Origin of the sequence: Microbacterium sp. GXS0129 (assembly GCF_044769785.1) — a bacterium.
GTDB lineage: Bacteria > Actinomycetota > Actinomycetes > Actinomycetales > Microbacteriaceae > Microbacterium > Microbacterium nymphoidis.
Genome location: NZ_JBIZVZ010000002.1, coordinates 710,085 through 723,110, shown reverse-complemented (window position 1 = coordinate 723,110; position 13,026 = coordinate 710,085). Strand labels below are relative to the sequence as shown.

Below are 13,026 nucleotides of genomic sequence, written 5' to 3'. Positions count from 1 at the left end.
GAGATGCCCGTGCCGACGACCCGATGGAAGCAGGAAACATGCGGCGTCCCCAGCACCCGATACGCAGCCCACACTCCGATGAGCCGGTGGATCTGGCCGAAGGGTCACGCGCCGCGGCGCGGTCGGAGGCGGCGAGGAGGCGGATGTATCGTCGCCGGCGCATGGCCGTGGCGTTCGCAGTGGTCGCCGTGCTCGTGATCGCGGCGGGAGGGATCTATGTCGCGACCCTGTTCGCGCGGGTCTCGGACAATATCGCAGCGAACAGCGTGGAGCGCCCGGAGGGTGGGACCGTCGAGGTACCGGACTGGAAGGGGCCGGTCAACCTGCTCATCATGGGCTCCGACACCCGTGCCGGTCTCACCAGTGGCACGTACGGCGACGATGACGTCGAGGGGTCGCGATCGGACACGCTCATGCTGCTGCACGTGAACGCCGCGCACACCGATGCCACCCTGGTGAGCATCCCCCGGGACACGATGACCGCGCGTCCGGAGTGCACGTATCCGGACGGGTCGACGTCCCCGGCCGAGGACGTGGCGCAGATCAACGGCGCGTTCGATGTGAGTCCGTTCTGCACCCTGGACACGGTGCGTGAGATGACCGGCATCGACGTCGACCACTTCGTCGTGGTGAACTTCGACGGTTTCATCGACATCACCAACGCGGTGGGCGGTGTGGATGTGTGTCTGGCCGAACCGGTGTCGGATCCCGATTCGGGACTGTTCCTCGACGCCGGCCCGCACACGGTGCAGGGCACGGAGGCACTCGCGTTCGTCCGCACTCGCTACGGCATCGGCGACGGGTCCGATCTCGGCCGCATCCACACGCAGCAGACCTACCTGTCGGCGCTCGCACGCAAGGTGAAGAGTGCGGGGACGCTGGCGAACCCGGTTGCCCTGTTCAGCCTCGCCGACGCCGCGACGCGCTCCGTGCAGGTCGATTCCGCGCTGAGCGACACGGGCACGCTGGTCGGGCTCGCCAGCACGCTGGCCACCGTGGACCTCGGCAATATGACGCTTCTGCAGATGCCCGCCGAGGACTACCCGTATGACACCAACCGCGTGCAGCCGTCGTTCGAGGCGGAGACCCTGTGGGCCGCCCTGCGCGCGGACCAGCCCGTGCGTCTCGGTGGCTCGGATGCCGCCCCGGCGAGCGACGAGCAGCAGGATGCGCCCGAGGGCGGCGACACGTCCGCGGCACCGGACGAAGGCAGCGCACCCCCCGAGGACACCGCCGTCACCCTCGGGCCGGACGTGCGCGGTCAGACCGCGGACAAGACCACCTGCGCCGGCGGCTGACACCCGCGCGCCGTCGAGAGGGCACCGTGATCGCACGGTGCCCTCTCGACGTTCTCGCCGATGTCGTCAGCGGGAGGCGTCCTCGTGCTGTCGCGCCAGCCGGGACGGCCACCAGATCACGCGACCGAGATCGTACGTGAGGGCGGGAACCAGAAGGGAGCGAACCACGAAGGTGTCCAGGAGCACGCCGAAGGCGACGATGAAGGCGAGTTGCACGAGGAACAGGATCGGAATGACGGACAGAGCTGCGAACGTGGCGGCCAGAACGAGTCCCGCCGAGGTGATCACGCCTCCCGTGATGGCCAGCCCGCGCATCGCTCCGTCGCGCGTTCCGTGCTTCAGCGACTCCTCGCGTACGCGGGTCATCAGGAAGATGTTGTAGTCGATACCGAGGGCCACGAGGAACACGAAGCCGTACAGCGGCACCGCGGGATCGGCTCCGGGGAACTGGAAGATCCCATTGAACACCAGCGCGGACACGCCGAGCGCCGTGCCGAAGGAGAGCACCGTCGTCACGATGAGCAGCACGGGAGCCAGCACCGACCGCAACAGCAGCATGAGGATGAGCATGATCACGACCAGGATCAGCGGGATGATCAGGTTGCGATCGTGGATCGAGGCGTCGTTCGTATCTATGGCGGTGGCGGTGACGCCACCCACGAGCGCGCCTCGCCCATCGAGCTGGGCGCGCAGGTCCCGCACCGTGGCGGCTGCCGCATCGGAGTCCGCGGCATCGGTGAGCGTGGCCTGCAGCAGGACGTCGCCGTCCACGACGGTGGGGGATGGGGCCGGAGTACCGGGTGCTCCGACCGGCTGAATGCCGTCCGTGGTGACCGGGGCTGAACCGCTGGGGGAGTTCTTCGCCGTCACGCTCACCGACTCCACGCCATCGCTGGCGAGCAGCACATCGGCGACCTCCTGCAGCGAGCCCTCCGCCGCCACGACGTAGGCCGGACTTCCGGAGCCACCGGGGAAGTGCTCGCCCAGGGCAACCTGACCGTCACGCGCCTGCGACGTTCCGATGACGAGGTCGGACTGGGGAACGCCCGAGGCGTTCAGCTGTGTGACACCGACGGTTCCCGCCAGGAGCACCACGGTCGTCAGTACCCAGATCACACGGGGCCGGCGGCGGATGAGCTGAGCCAGCTTCGCCCACACTCCACGCGAGGGCATGCCGTCTTCGGCGGCCACGATCTCGGGCTCGAACTTCGGGCGGCGCGGCCAGAAGGCAGCGCGGCCGAAGAGCAGCAGGAGGGCGGGTAGCAGCGTGAGCGCCGCGAGCATCGCGAACACGATGCCGATCGAGGCCACCGGTCCCAGTGTGCTGTTGGACTTCAGGTCGCTGAGCAGGAGGCAGAGAAGGCCGGCGATGACGGTACCGCCGGATGCGACGATCGGCTCGAACGATCCCTTCCATGCGGTCATCACCGCTGCGCCCTTGTCATGGGTGACACGCAGTTCCTCACGGAAACGCGAGACGAACAGCAGCGAGTAGTCGGTTGCGGCGCCGATGACGAGGATGAACAGGATGCCCTGCGTCTGCCCGCTGAGCAGCAGCACGCCTGCCTTCGCCAGCCACCAGACGGTCAGCAGAGCGACGCATAGGGCGAACAGGCTGGTGGAGAGCACGACGACCGGCAGGAGGAGAGAGCGGTACACGAGCACCAGGATGACGAGCACCGCCAGCAGCGCCACGCCCAGCAGCAGGCCGTCGATCCCGGCGAAGCCGGCAACGAGGTCAGCGCTGAATCCGGCGGGACCCGTGATGTAGACGGTCACGCCGTCGGGCGTGGCCTCGCGTAGCTGTGCACCCAGCGCGTCCACGGTGTCCCCGAGGTCGGCGCCGCTGGAGATCGGGATGAACGCCTGCATCGCACGGCCATCCTCGGAGGGCAGGGCCGGTGATACGTCGGTGGAGACACCATCGGTATCAGGGGCGGAGGCGACGGCGTCCGTGATGGCGGCCCTCTGGTCAGCCGAGAGCTCGGCATCGCCGACGAAGACCGCGATGGCCGGAATTGCCTCGCTGTCGTTGAAGTCGCCGAGCAGCGCCTGCACCTCGGTGGCCTCGGCCGAGGCCGGAAGATACGTGGTCTGATCGTTGGAGGAGACCTCGCTCACCTTTCCGAACAGCGGCCCCCCGAGGCCTGCAGCGACGAGCCACGCGAGGATGATCGCTGCGGGGAGGAGGACGCGCAGCCAGGAGCGGCGGCGCCTGTCCGGTGCGCGATGAGCGGCGGGTGCGGGTGCGGACATGGTGACCTTTCTCGGGCGGTCGGTGAGGCGATGGGTGGCGCCGGATTCAGCGCAGCCAGACGCCGATGAGGAGCAGAGTGGCGAGGAACCCCGCCAGGAAGTTGAGGGCGATGAACCGGCGCCAGGAGCGGTTCGTCGCGGGGGAGGTCTCATCCGTGACGTTCCACCAGGGGAGGGCGTTGACGATGTAGGGCGCGGCCAGGATCGCGGCGAGCGGGCCGGGCCAGGGAGTGAAGATCATGAGGAGCCCCGCCAGCAGCCACAGCAGGATGGCGAAACGCACCGTCGCCCGAGCTCCGATCACCGTTGCGACGGACCCGATACCGGCTGCCCGATCGGGAACCACGTCCTGCACCGCGCCGAACGCATGCGCCGCCATCCCCCAGAGGAAGAACGCGCACAGCGTGATGGCGATCCCGGCCGTGACGTCGGCGTGGGCGAGGGAGAACCCCACAATGGCCGGGCTCACGAAATGCGTGCTCGAGGTGATCGAGTCCAGGAAGGGGCGTTCCTTGAACCGCAACCCGGGCGCGGAGTATGCGATCACCGCGAAGACGCTCACGGCGAGCCACAGCCAGGACATCGGCGTGCCCACGATGACCAGGAAGACCAGGAACGGCGCATTGGACACGGCCGCGGTCCACAGGACGCCGCGGTGCAGACGTGGCGGGAGTAGGGCGCCCTCGATGCCGCCCTTGCGGGGATTGGCGAGGTCGGACGCGTAGTCGAAGACGTCGTTGATGCCGTACATCGCCACGTTGTAGGGGATCAGGAAGTAGAGCGTTCCGACCACGAAGATCACGTCGATCTCGCGTGTGGTGAGCAGGTACGCCGCAGCGAACGGGAACGCGGTGTTGATCCAGCTGACGGGGCGCGATGCCAGGAGAGTCTGGCTCAGTATGCCGGGTGTGCGGGTCATCGGCTCTCTCCTGAGCCGTCCGGACCGGTGAGCTCGGTGCGGTGTCCGCGCGTGGTCAGCAGCCCCCACAGCGCGGGAAGCAGAATCGCCCCCGCGAGGGGATAGGCGAAGTCCTCGATCGGGGCGAGCCCGATGGTGATCCCGAGGAGCTGGGACGGGTCGTAGTGGAAGAAGCTCGCCGCGATCATGACGGAGTCGAACACGGCGGTGAGCGCGGCCAGCACGACGATCGTCGTGATCAGGGCGAGTGGCGTGAGGCTGCGGCGAGCTGCCACGCGCAGCACGACGGCCACGACGACGGCCGCCAGCAGGAACAGCCCGGCCAGCGTGGCGTAGCTCATCGAGTCCGCTCCCTCGGCCCCGGAGCCGGTCGTCCGCTCCTGCGCGCACGGATCAGCCGCACGGCGCCGGTGTAGACGATCATGGTGCACACCACGAGGAAGATCAGGAAGACGGGCTCCTCGAGCGGCAGCTGCGGAGCCAGCACGATTCCGGATGCGAAGCCGCTGTCCCCGCGCAGAAAGATCCCCGACGCGATGCCGGCGATGTCCCAGAGCAGGAAGAACAGGGTTCCGGTGACCGTGACGATCGTCGCGGCGAACGCGTCGTGCCAGAAGAAGAGCCGGAACCGACGGTCGATGAGCAGCATGCAGCCCAGGGAGACCAGCAGTGCGATGAGATAGAGCAGGCCCATCACCGCACCGCCTCCGCGACGCTCGCGGGAGCAGGCGTCGGAAGCGGGCCGCCGGAGTGGTCGCCACGGATGCGCTTGAGCACGATCTCCGCACTGATGAGGCACATCGGCACGCCCACCCCCGGGGCTACCGTGCCACCGGCGTAGTACAGGCCCTCGACGCGTCGCGACGCGTTCTGCGCGCGGAACATCGCGCTCTGGGAGAGGATGTGCGCGGGGCCGAGCATGCCGCCGCGCCACGAGTGGAAGTCGTCGGCGAAGTCAGCGGGCCCCGTCGTCTCCCGCACGACGATGCGCTCGCGCAGGTCGGGGACATCAGCCCACCGGGCGATCAGATCGATAGCCCTGTCGGCTGCCGCCTCGATCTGCGGGTCACCGGTGCCGTCGGGGCCGCCGCGCCCCAGCCGCACATCGGCCGGAACCGGCACGAGCACGAAGAGGTTCTCATGTTCTGGCGGCGCGACCTCCGGATCGGTGGCGGACGGACGGCACACATAGAGCGATGCCGGATCCGGCATCGCACCGTGCTGGCCGAACACGGCGTCGAAGTTGGCGTCCCAGTCCTCCGTGAAGAACAACGAGTGGTGCGGAAGCTGGGGGAGCTCACCCCGAACGCCGAGCATCACCAGCACCGCGCCCGGTCCGCTCGTACGCCGGCGCCACCAGCGCTCCGGGTACGTGCGAAGGGCCTCGGGCAGCAGACGCGTCTCCGTGTGGTGCAGGTCGGCCGCGGATACGACGATGTCGGAATCCAGCTCATGGCGGATGCCGGCATCGTCCACCCATCGCACGCCGGTGACCTGCGCCCGGCGGGCGGTGGGGCTCGCGCTCGCGGTGGTGAGGATCTGCTCCACGGACGCACCGGTGACGATCCGCGCGCCCGCCGACTCGGCGAGCGCCGCGATCCTGGTCACCAGGTTCGCGAATCCTCCTTGCGGGTAGCGCACGCCCTCATCCAGATCGAGAGCGCTCATCAGGTGATACATCGCCGGGGCCCGTCGCGGGTCGGTGCCGAGGAACACGGCGGGGTAGCCGAGGATCTGCCGCAGTGCGGGGTCGCGGAAGCGGCGCGCCGCGAACCGGTCGAGCCGGTTCAGCAGAAGACTCGCGAGCCGGGGGAGCGCCCGAAGGATCTCCGGGCGCAGCAGCGAGCGCACCGAGGTGAACGGGTTGTAGAGGAAGTGCTTCACCGCCATGTCGTTCGCGTGCCGGGCCGAGGCGAGGTACTCCTCCAGGCGTGCGGCGGAGCCGGGCTCGAGACCGTCGAACAGCGCGGCGATGCCTGCGCTGTCGGCGGGGACGGTGATCTCCTCTGCCCGGGCACCGGGAGATGACGGCTCACGGAACACCCGATAGGCAGGGCGGAGACGCTCCAGGTTGAGCTCGTGTGCGGTGGAGGTTCCCATCAGCTCGAAGAAGTGGTCGAAGACGCCCGGCATCAGATACCACGAGGGCCCGGTGTCGAAACGGAATCCGTCTCGTTCCAGGCAGCCCGCGCGGCCGCCGACCACGTCGTTCTTCTCCAGCACCGTGACCTCGTGGCCTTCGCGTGCGAGAAGCCCGGCGGTGGCGAGTCCGGCGACTCCGGCACCGATGATCGTGATTCGGCTCATCGTGAACCGCCTTCGTTCCCGCTCGTTGCGGGGATCGCCTGTTCGTGGCGGTTCATGCTCGCTCCCGGGTGGTGGTGATCAGCGCGCGGGCGGCGATGGCGGCCTTCTGCGCATCGGGGACACGGACGCGTTGCCGGTAGAGCACCTCGACCGGGGTGTGGGCGACGCGATCCGTCAGTGCTGCGAATAAGCCGTGCGCGCTGCGGACGGCGGCTCGTGCGTCTCGAGGCAGGAGCGGAATGCTCTGGTCCGCGTCGTCGAGCTGCTGGCGGATGATGCGGACCCACTCGTCGCGCTGCGCCGCGGTGAGGCAGCCGTCTCCGGACAAGTAGCCGCGGCGCAGGCGATCGGTGTCGTCGGCGAGATCTCGCAGGAAGTTGACGTTCTGGAAAGCTGCGCCGAGCTGCTGGGCTCCGTGCACCAGCGCGGCGTCCTCCGTCGCCGAAACGGGAGTGTTCCGCAGGAAGATGCGCAGGCACATCAGGCCCACGACCTCGGCCGAGCCGTGGACGTAGCGAGCGTGAGACGCTGCGTCGTGGGTGCGCAGCTGTGTGGGGGAGGCATCGCTCCCGTCGAGGTCATCCTGCATCGACGAGAAGAACGGCTGGGTGAGGTCGGTGTCGATGCCGCTCGCTCGTGCTGTGCGCGCAAACGCGTGCAGCACGATGTTGCTGCTGTACCCGCTGCGCATGGCGCGATGGGTCTGCTCGGCGTACTCGGTGAGAGCGGCGTGCTGGTCGGCGGGGGTGAGTCCTGCCTGCGCCGCGACGCCATCGACGATCTCATCCGCGATGCGCACCATGGCGTAAACGTTCCGCACGTGCTGGCGGTGGCGCGCACCGAGCAGACGCGAGGCGAGCCCGAAAGACGTGGAGTAGCTGCGGATGACACCGGAAGCCGCCCTCTCGGCGATGGCGGTGAACTGGTCCAGGGCCGCGCGATCCGTGGGCGGTGTTCTTGTCTCGTTCATGACTCTCGTCCCTCCAGCAGGTCCGCGACGGCGAGGAGCACCTGTTGCGCCGTCGGCGGGAGAAGACCTGCGCTCTCGGTTCCCGTGATGAGGCTGCGGGCCGCGAAGGCGTGCTCATCCACCAGGTTGGCCACGAAGGCACGGGCACCACAGTCCTCCAGCAGGGTGCGGATCCGGCGGGCGTCGTCCTCCGTGAGATCGGATCTGCCCAGTCGCGGTTCGATCCCGCGCCAGGCGCTCGTCATGCGCGCATAGGCGATGAGCGCGGTGCGCTTGCCTTCGCGCAGGTCCGAGTAGGGGTCCTTGCCGTGACGGGCGGCATCGCCGAAGACCGACAGCAGATCATCCTGCAGCTGGAAGGCGAGCCCGAGGTGGCGCGCGATCACGGCGAGGTGGGCCTCCGTGGCAGGTGAGCGTCCGGCGAGGATCGCGGCGAGACGGAGGGGCAGCTCGAACGTGTAGGTCGCCGTCTTGTCTGCCGACATCGCGAGGATCGTGGTGAGATCGGCGGGCACGACCTGATCAGTGAGGGCGACGTCCGTCTGTTCCCCGGCGACGGTCTCCGTCACGGTGTGCTCGAGCAGATCCAGCGCACGCAGCCGCCGGCTGTGCGGCAAGTCCGCCCGGGCGAAGCTCTGGTGGACCGCGGACAGGAGCAGGTCGCCGAGCAGGATCGCGCCGCTCTGTCCCCAGTGCAGCGCCTCCCGGGGCGCCAGGAGCGGGTGCGGGTGCTCGTCGCGCAACGACGCGATGAGGTTGGGGCGGTGGCGGCGCTGGACGTCCGCGTCGATCACGTCATCATGCAGCAGGAACGCGTAGTGCAGTGTCTCCACCGCCGCCGCGAGGTCGAGCACCGTCGTGGAGTCGGTCACGTCTGCCGTGGGGTCGGTGAGCGCCTCGTGAAGGGCGAGCAGGAGCCGTGGACGCAGAAGCTTGCCGCCGAGGATGTGCTGTGCGGCCGTGTGCCAGAGCCCGCTGAACTCGGCGCCGTAGCGCTGTGCAGCGGCGGTGCGTGCGGCGAACTGCGCGCTCAGTCGTGCCTCGATACGTGCCCGCAGATCTTCGTCGACGCTCAGGAGGGGCATGGCGGGAATCCGTTCGCTTGCACGAGGAGGGGGAGCTGCTCCCGCAGCCAGGGACTGAAAGCGAAAGGTGCGGAACGGACGGCGTGTGCCGCGTCCTCGACGTCGACCCACGCGTGCTCTGCGACCTCCGCGGGTTCGGGGCGCAGCACCGCGTCGATGCGCGCGACGAAGACGGGACAGATCTCGTTCTCGACAATGCCGCTGGCGTCCACTGCGCGGTAGCGGTAGTCGGGCAGCACCACCCGCAGCGCTGCGACGCGTGTGCCGAGCTCTTGCTCGGCGCGGCGCCGGATGGCGTCCTCTGTGTCCTCTCCGGGAGCAGGATGACCGCAGAAGCTGTTGGTCCAGACCCCTGGCCAGGTGCGTTTGGTGAGCGCGCGACGTGTCAGCAGCAGCTGTCCGTGATCGTTCACCAGGTAGCAGGAGAAGGCGAGGTGCAACGGCGTGCTGGTGGTGTGCACGTCCTGTTTGGGGGCCGAGCCGAGCTCGGTGCCGTCCTCCCTGAGGAGGGTTACGAGTTCCATCGAATCTCCATCCCGGCTGTCATTAAACAAAGCATATTGCTAGCCAGGGAAGAAATAAAGCTGGTGTGAAACATGTCGGGTGTAACATGCTGGCATGGTGACTGAGCCGGGCGGGAGCCTGTATAGTTTCGGGCTGTCCTCGTCGGGACGACCCGCTGTGGGCGTAGCCAACGGCCCCGACGACGGCGGCATCTATAACATCGAGTCCAGCGATCCGCGTCAGACGCTGGTCGACCGCACCGGCGTGTCGGCGGAGGACACCCGCCAGATCACGGAGCTGATGAAGGCGCTCGGCGCGCTTCGCGAGGCGGAGCAGCACCTCTCCCACGTGTCGCGACGCTATATGCAGCTCAACGAGACGGACATGCGGGCGCTGCACTATCTGATCGTCTGCTCACACACCGACACACCGGCGACGCCGGGCGCCATCGCCCAGCACCTGCGGATCTCCTCCGCCTCCACCACGAAGCTGCTGGACCGACTGGAGCGCGGCGGCCACATCGTCCGGGCGCCCCACCCCACGGACCGGCGCGCACTCACCGTCTCGATCACCCCGGAGACGCATCGCGCGGCGATGGAGACCGTGGGACGGCAGCAGTCGAAGCGCTTCTATGCGGCCGCGCGGCTGACGCCTGCCGAACGGGAAGTGGTGATCCGCTTCCTGCGCGACATGACCGACGAGATCACCCTGCGCGACGAAGAGTGGGCGCAGGAGGGTGCGCACGCGGACTGAGCGAGATCAGCTCCGGGGCTGAACGCGGAACCGGACCAGCACCACCACGGTGTCATCGTCGACCGTGAAGTCCGGGTCGCCGATCGAATCGCGGTACTCGTCGCCGTGCCAGAAGGCCTCGTGCCGGCGGCGCCACTCGGCCACGCTCCGGTAGCCCTCTCCCTCGTCCATGGCGTGACGGAGCTCGACATCGCCCAGCCGCACCTCACGGACATCCGTGATCTCCTCGATGCACACGGTGCGTCCGTGTGAGTCGATCACTCGCGCCCGGTCGCCCACCCGCGGAAGGGGCTCGTCCTCGAGTTCGTATTCGAGCCGCAGCGAGGTCGTGGTCGTCTTCTCGCCGCGGAGGATCGATGCGACGAGCGCGTCGCGCAACGGGCCGGGGAACGCGTATTCGGATACCGGAAGGGCCTCAGTCACCTGTCGATCCTGTCATGATCCGATGCGTTCGCTGCCTGTCAAGCGGGTTCTCGTCGCACCCGTGGTGCTCCATCGTGTCGTCATGGAGCAGTTGACTCGTTGTCGCACGCTGGACGAGCTCGGAAAGCTCGTCAGCGAGTACCCGGGCGTGTACGTCCGTTACAGTGCCGGACCGCGTCATGACGCCGACGAACTGAGCATCGACGGCGAGAGCGGCCTGGAGCTGCCCGGGCTCTCGGTGAACCCGCTCACCCCGGAAGCCTGGTGGTCACGCCCGCTGGCTCATTGGCTCGCCCGCCAGCTCATGCAGTACCAGCATCTCGGCGAACGGGAGGGCGCGTTCGGCTGGGTGCTGACGGGACGCGAGGTCGGCCGGGGCCCGGACTGCGAGCCCCTGGTGGTGGACGTGGTGCCGTTGGCCCGCATCACGCAATCACTCGTGGCGGAGGCGGATGCCCTCTACAGCCGTGTGTTCGACCGTGGCGCGCTGCCGCATCACCGCGACCATGAGGGCGACAGGCGAGCATAGCTTCTGCGCGGGGTCGCGGAAACCCCCAGACGAGGATCCGTGAGCGGTGCCTATCGTCGAAGTCCGAAGAACGACGAGAGGAATCATCATGACAACTCAGGTGTCGGCGTCGACCGTGGTGGACGTGCCCATCGACGAGGTGTACGACCAGTGGACCCAGTTCGAGGACTTTCCCCGGTTCATGTCCTCGGTGAAGCGGGTGGAGCAGATCGACGACGTCCGCACGCACTGGGACGTGGAAGTCGGCGGCGTGGAGCGCTCCTTCTACGCGACCATCACGCAGCAGGAACCCGACAGGCTCGTCCGGTGGGAGAGCGAAGGTGACAAGATGCACAGCGGCGAGGTCTCGTTCATGGCCACCGGCGAGGGCACGAAGGTGTCGTTGTCGATGGAGTGGGAGCCGGAAGGATTCGTGGAGTCCGCCGGCGCCCTGCTGAATCTGGACGACCGCGCCGCGGAGAAAGACCTCGAACGTTTTAAGGCGTTCATCGAGCAGCGCGGCCAGGCCACCGGCGCGTGGCGGGGAAGGGTCCAGGACCTCTGAGGACCATGATCACCGCTGTTCGGCGCGGCCCGTGCTCCCGTCGCGCCGGACAGCGGCCCCGGCTGCGATCCCGGGTCGCCGTCTGGCAAGCTGGACCAGCCCCGGAGGGCCGACGAAAGGGAGCACGATGACCGTACCCGCTGCATCCGTCCAAGCCGTGGACGTCTCGATCGCCGCGCAGGCCGATCAGCTCGTGGCGCTGTACAAGGACATCCACCAGCACCCCGAGCTGGGCTTCATGGAGGTGCGAACGGCCGCCATCGTCGCGGATGCGCTGCGCGAGCTCGGATTCGAGGTGACCACCGGCATCGGCCGGACCGGTGTGGCGGCGGTGATGCGCAACGGCGATGGCCCCACGGTGATGTATCGCGCCGACATGGACGCGAACGCGGTGGCAGAGGCCTCCGGCTTCGACTACGCCAGCACCGTGCGCGTCGTGCGTGAGGACGGCACGGAGTCTCCGGTGGCGCATATGTGTGGTCACGACGCGCACGTGGTGTGGATGCTGGGTACGGCGCGGTTCCTGGCCGGGCATCGCGAGCTGTGGGCCGGTACCGCCGTGCTCATCGGCCAGCCCGCTGAGGAGCCCATCACCGGTGCGAAGGCCATGGCGGCCGACGGGCTCTACGACGTGATCCCGAAGCCTGATCACTTCATCGGCATCCACACCGCACCGCTTCCCGTGGGGACGGTGGTTTCGGCACCCGGGGTGCTGATGGCCGGCACCGATCAGATCGACGTCACCATCCACGGTGTGGGCGGGCACGGATCCATGCCGCAACTGACCAAGGACCCCGTGCTGATGGCGGCGCTGGCGATCACGCAGTACCAGTCGATCGTCTCGCGCACGATCACGCCGCAGGAGACGGCGGTGCTGACGGTGGGGTCGGTGCAGGCGGGGGCAGACAACAACGTCATCCCGGCATCCGCGCTCATCAAGGCCAACATCCGCTGGTTCGACGAGTCCGTCCGCGAGAAGCTGCTGCACGGGATCCGTGCCATCACCGACGCCATCGCCGCCGCGTACGAGGTCCCCGACGCGCTCCGGCCGCAGTACACGCTGAAGGGCGGATCGACACCTCTGGTGAACGACGCCGGGCTCGCCGGACGTCTCGCCGATACGTTCGCCTCCGTGCTGGGGGAGCACGCCGTGATCCGCGACTTCCCGCCGGTCACCGGTTCCGAGGACGTGCACCTGCTCGCGGGGCCGCATGAGGACATCGACTTCACCTACCTCATCGTGGGTGTCGCCGACCCCGCGGCGTGCGCCGCGGCGCGCGCCCGCGGCGAGCTGTTCCCGTATTCGGCGCACAGCCCGGACTTCGTCGTGGACCTCGACGCGGTTCCCCTGGGCGCCCGCCTCGCGAGCTACGCCATGCTGGAGCTGCTGCAGCGGTGAGCATTCGTCGATGACGGGCGCCGTCCGGGGTATGTCTCA

At 68.4% G+C, this 13,026-nt stretch carries 14 protein-coding genes; 5 read left to right on the top strand and 9 right to left on the bottom strand.

What is annotated here, in order from left to right; translation table 11 throughout:
* The first annotated feature begins 161 nt into the window (after nt 1-161).
* On the top strand, nt 162-1,298 hold the full coding sequence (locus tag ACIQJ5_RS09795; RefSeq protein WP_402843267.1) for an LCP family protein: 1,137 nt from the start codon (nt 162-164) through the stop codon (nt 1,296-1,298).
* 66 nt (nt 1,299-1,364) lie between these two features.
* On the opposite strand, the gene ACIQJ5_RS09790 is transcribed toward ACIQJ5_RS09795, so the two are convergent.
* The 8 genes from ACIQJ5_RS09790 to idi are packed head-to-tail and all read right to left on the bottom strand — an operon-like array spanning nt 1,365 to nt 9,359.
* Nucleotides 1,365-3,554: an MMPL family transporter gene (locus ACIQJ5_RS09790; RefSeq protein ID WP_231091972.1), complete on the bottom strand. Its 2,190-nt coding sequence runs from the start codon at nt 3,552-3,554 to the stop codon at nt 1,365-1,367.
* 46 nt (nt 3,555-3,600) lie between these two features.
* Entirely contained in the window at nt 3,601-4,473 is an 873-nt protein-coding gene (locus ACIQJ5_RS09785; RefSeq protein WP_231091973.1) for a prenyltransferase, read from the bottom strand.
* Nucleotides 4,470-4,814 (bottom strand): lycopene cyclase domain-containing protein, encoded by a 345-nt coding sequence (locus ACIQJ5_RS09780; RefSeq protein WP_402843262.1) that lies wholly within the window; start codon nt 4,812-4,814, stop codon nt 4,470-4,472. Before ACIQJ5_RS09780 ends, ACIQJ5_RS09785 begins: the two co-directional genes overlap by 4 nt.
* Entirely contained in the window at nt 4,811-5,167 is a 357-nt protein-coding gene (locus ACIQJ5_RS09775; RefSeq protein ID WP_231092136.1) for a lycopene cyclase domain-containing protein, read from the bottom strand. Before ACIQJ5_RS09775 ends, ACIQJ5_RS09780 begins: the two co-directional genes overlap by 4 nt.
* Nucleotides 5,167-6,780, bottom strand: coding sequence for a phytoene desaturase family protein (gene crtI / locus ACIQJ5_RS09770; protein ID WP_402843259.1), 1,614 nt, complete (start codon nt 6,778-6,780; stop codon nt 5,167-5,169). Before crtI ends, ACIQJ5_RS09775 begins: the two co-directional genes overlap by 1 nt.
* A 52-nt stretch (nt 6,781-6,832) precedes the next feature.
* Nucleotides 6,833-7,750, bottom strand: a complete 918-nt coding sequence (locus ACIQJ5_RS09765) for a phytoene/squalene synthase family protein (protein ID WP_402843256.1) — start codon at nt 7,748-7,750, stop codon at nt 6,833-6,835.
* Nucleotides 7,747-8,835, bottom strand: coding sequence for a polyprenyl synthetase family protein (locus tag ACIQJ5_RS09760; protein ID WP_402843253.1), 1,089 nt, complete (start codon nt 8,833-8,835; stop codon nt 7,747-7,749). Before ACIQJ5_RS09760 ends, ACIQJ5_RS09765 begins: the two co-directional genes overlap by 4 nt.
* Nucleotides 8,823-9,359, bottom strand: coding sequence for an isopentenyl-diphosphate Delta-isomerase (gene idi, locus ACIQJ5_RS09755; protein WP_402843251.1), 537 nt, complete (start codon nt 9,357-9,359; stop codon nt 8,823-8,825). The genes ACIQJ5_RS09760 and idi overlap by 13 nt, the downstream gene beginning before the upstream one ends.
* Nucleotides 9,360-9,453: 94 nt before the next feature.
* Here idi and ACIQJ5_RS09750 point away from each other — a divergent pair, with 94 nt between their 5' ends.
* The gene (locus tag ACIQJ5_RS09750; RefSeq protein ID WP_402843248.1) at nt 9,454-10,092 is read left to right on the top strand and encodes a MarR family winged helix-turn-helix transcriptional regulator; all 639 of its coding nucleotides are present in this window, start codon (nt 9,454-9,456) and stop codon (nt 10,090-10,092) included.
* Between the two features lie 6 nt (nt 10,093-10,098).
* Here ACIQJ5_RS09750 and ACIQJ5_RS09745 read toward each other — a convergent pair whose 3' ends face one another.
* Entirely contained in the window at nt 10,099-10,515 is a 417-nt protein-coding gene (locus ACIQJ5_RS09745; RefSeq protein ID WP_231091980.1) for an ASCH domain-containing protein, read from the bottom strand.
* 22 nt (nt 10,516-10,537) lie between these two features.
* On the opposite strand from ACIQJ5_RS09745, the gene ACIQJ5_RS09740 reads away from it, so the two are divergent.
* The 3 genes from ACIQJ5_RS09740 (at nt 10,538) to ACIQJ5_RS09730 (ending at nt 12,987) form a co-directional block, all read left to right on the top strand.
* Nucleotides 10,538-11,044 (top strand): DUF6098 family protein, encoded by a 507-nt coding sequence (locus ACIQJ5_RS09740; RefSeq protein WP_402843245.1) that lies wholly within the window; start codon nt 10,538-10,540, stop codon nt 11,042-11,044.
* Nucleotides 11,045-11,132: 88 nt separating this feature from the next.
* The gene (locus ACIQJ5_RS09735; protein WP_231091982.1) at nt 11,133-11,588 is read left to right on the top strand and encodes an SRPBCC family protein; all 456 of its coding nucleotides are present in this window, start codon (nt 11,133-11,135) and stop codon (nt 11,586-11,588) included.
* 127 nt (nt 11,589-11,715) lie between these two features.
* A complete protein-coding gene (locus tag ACIQJ5_RS09730; RefSeq protein ID WP_402843240.1) occupies nt 11,716-12,987 on the top strand; it encodes an amidohydrolase in 1,272 nt (423 codons plus the stop codon).
* Nucleotides 12,988-13,026 lie beyond the last annotated feature (39 nt).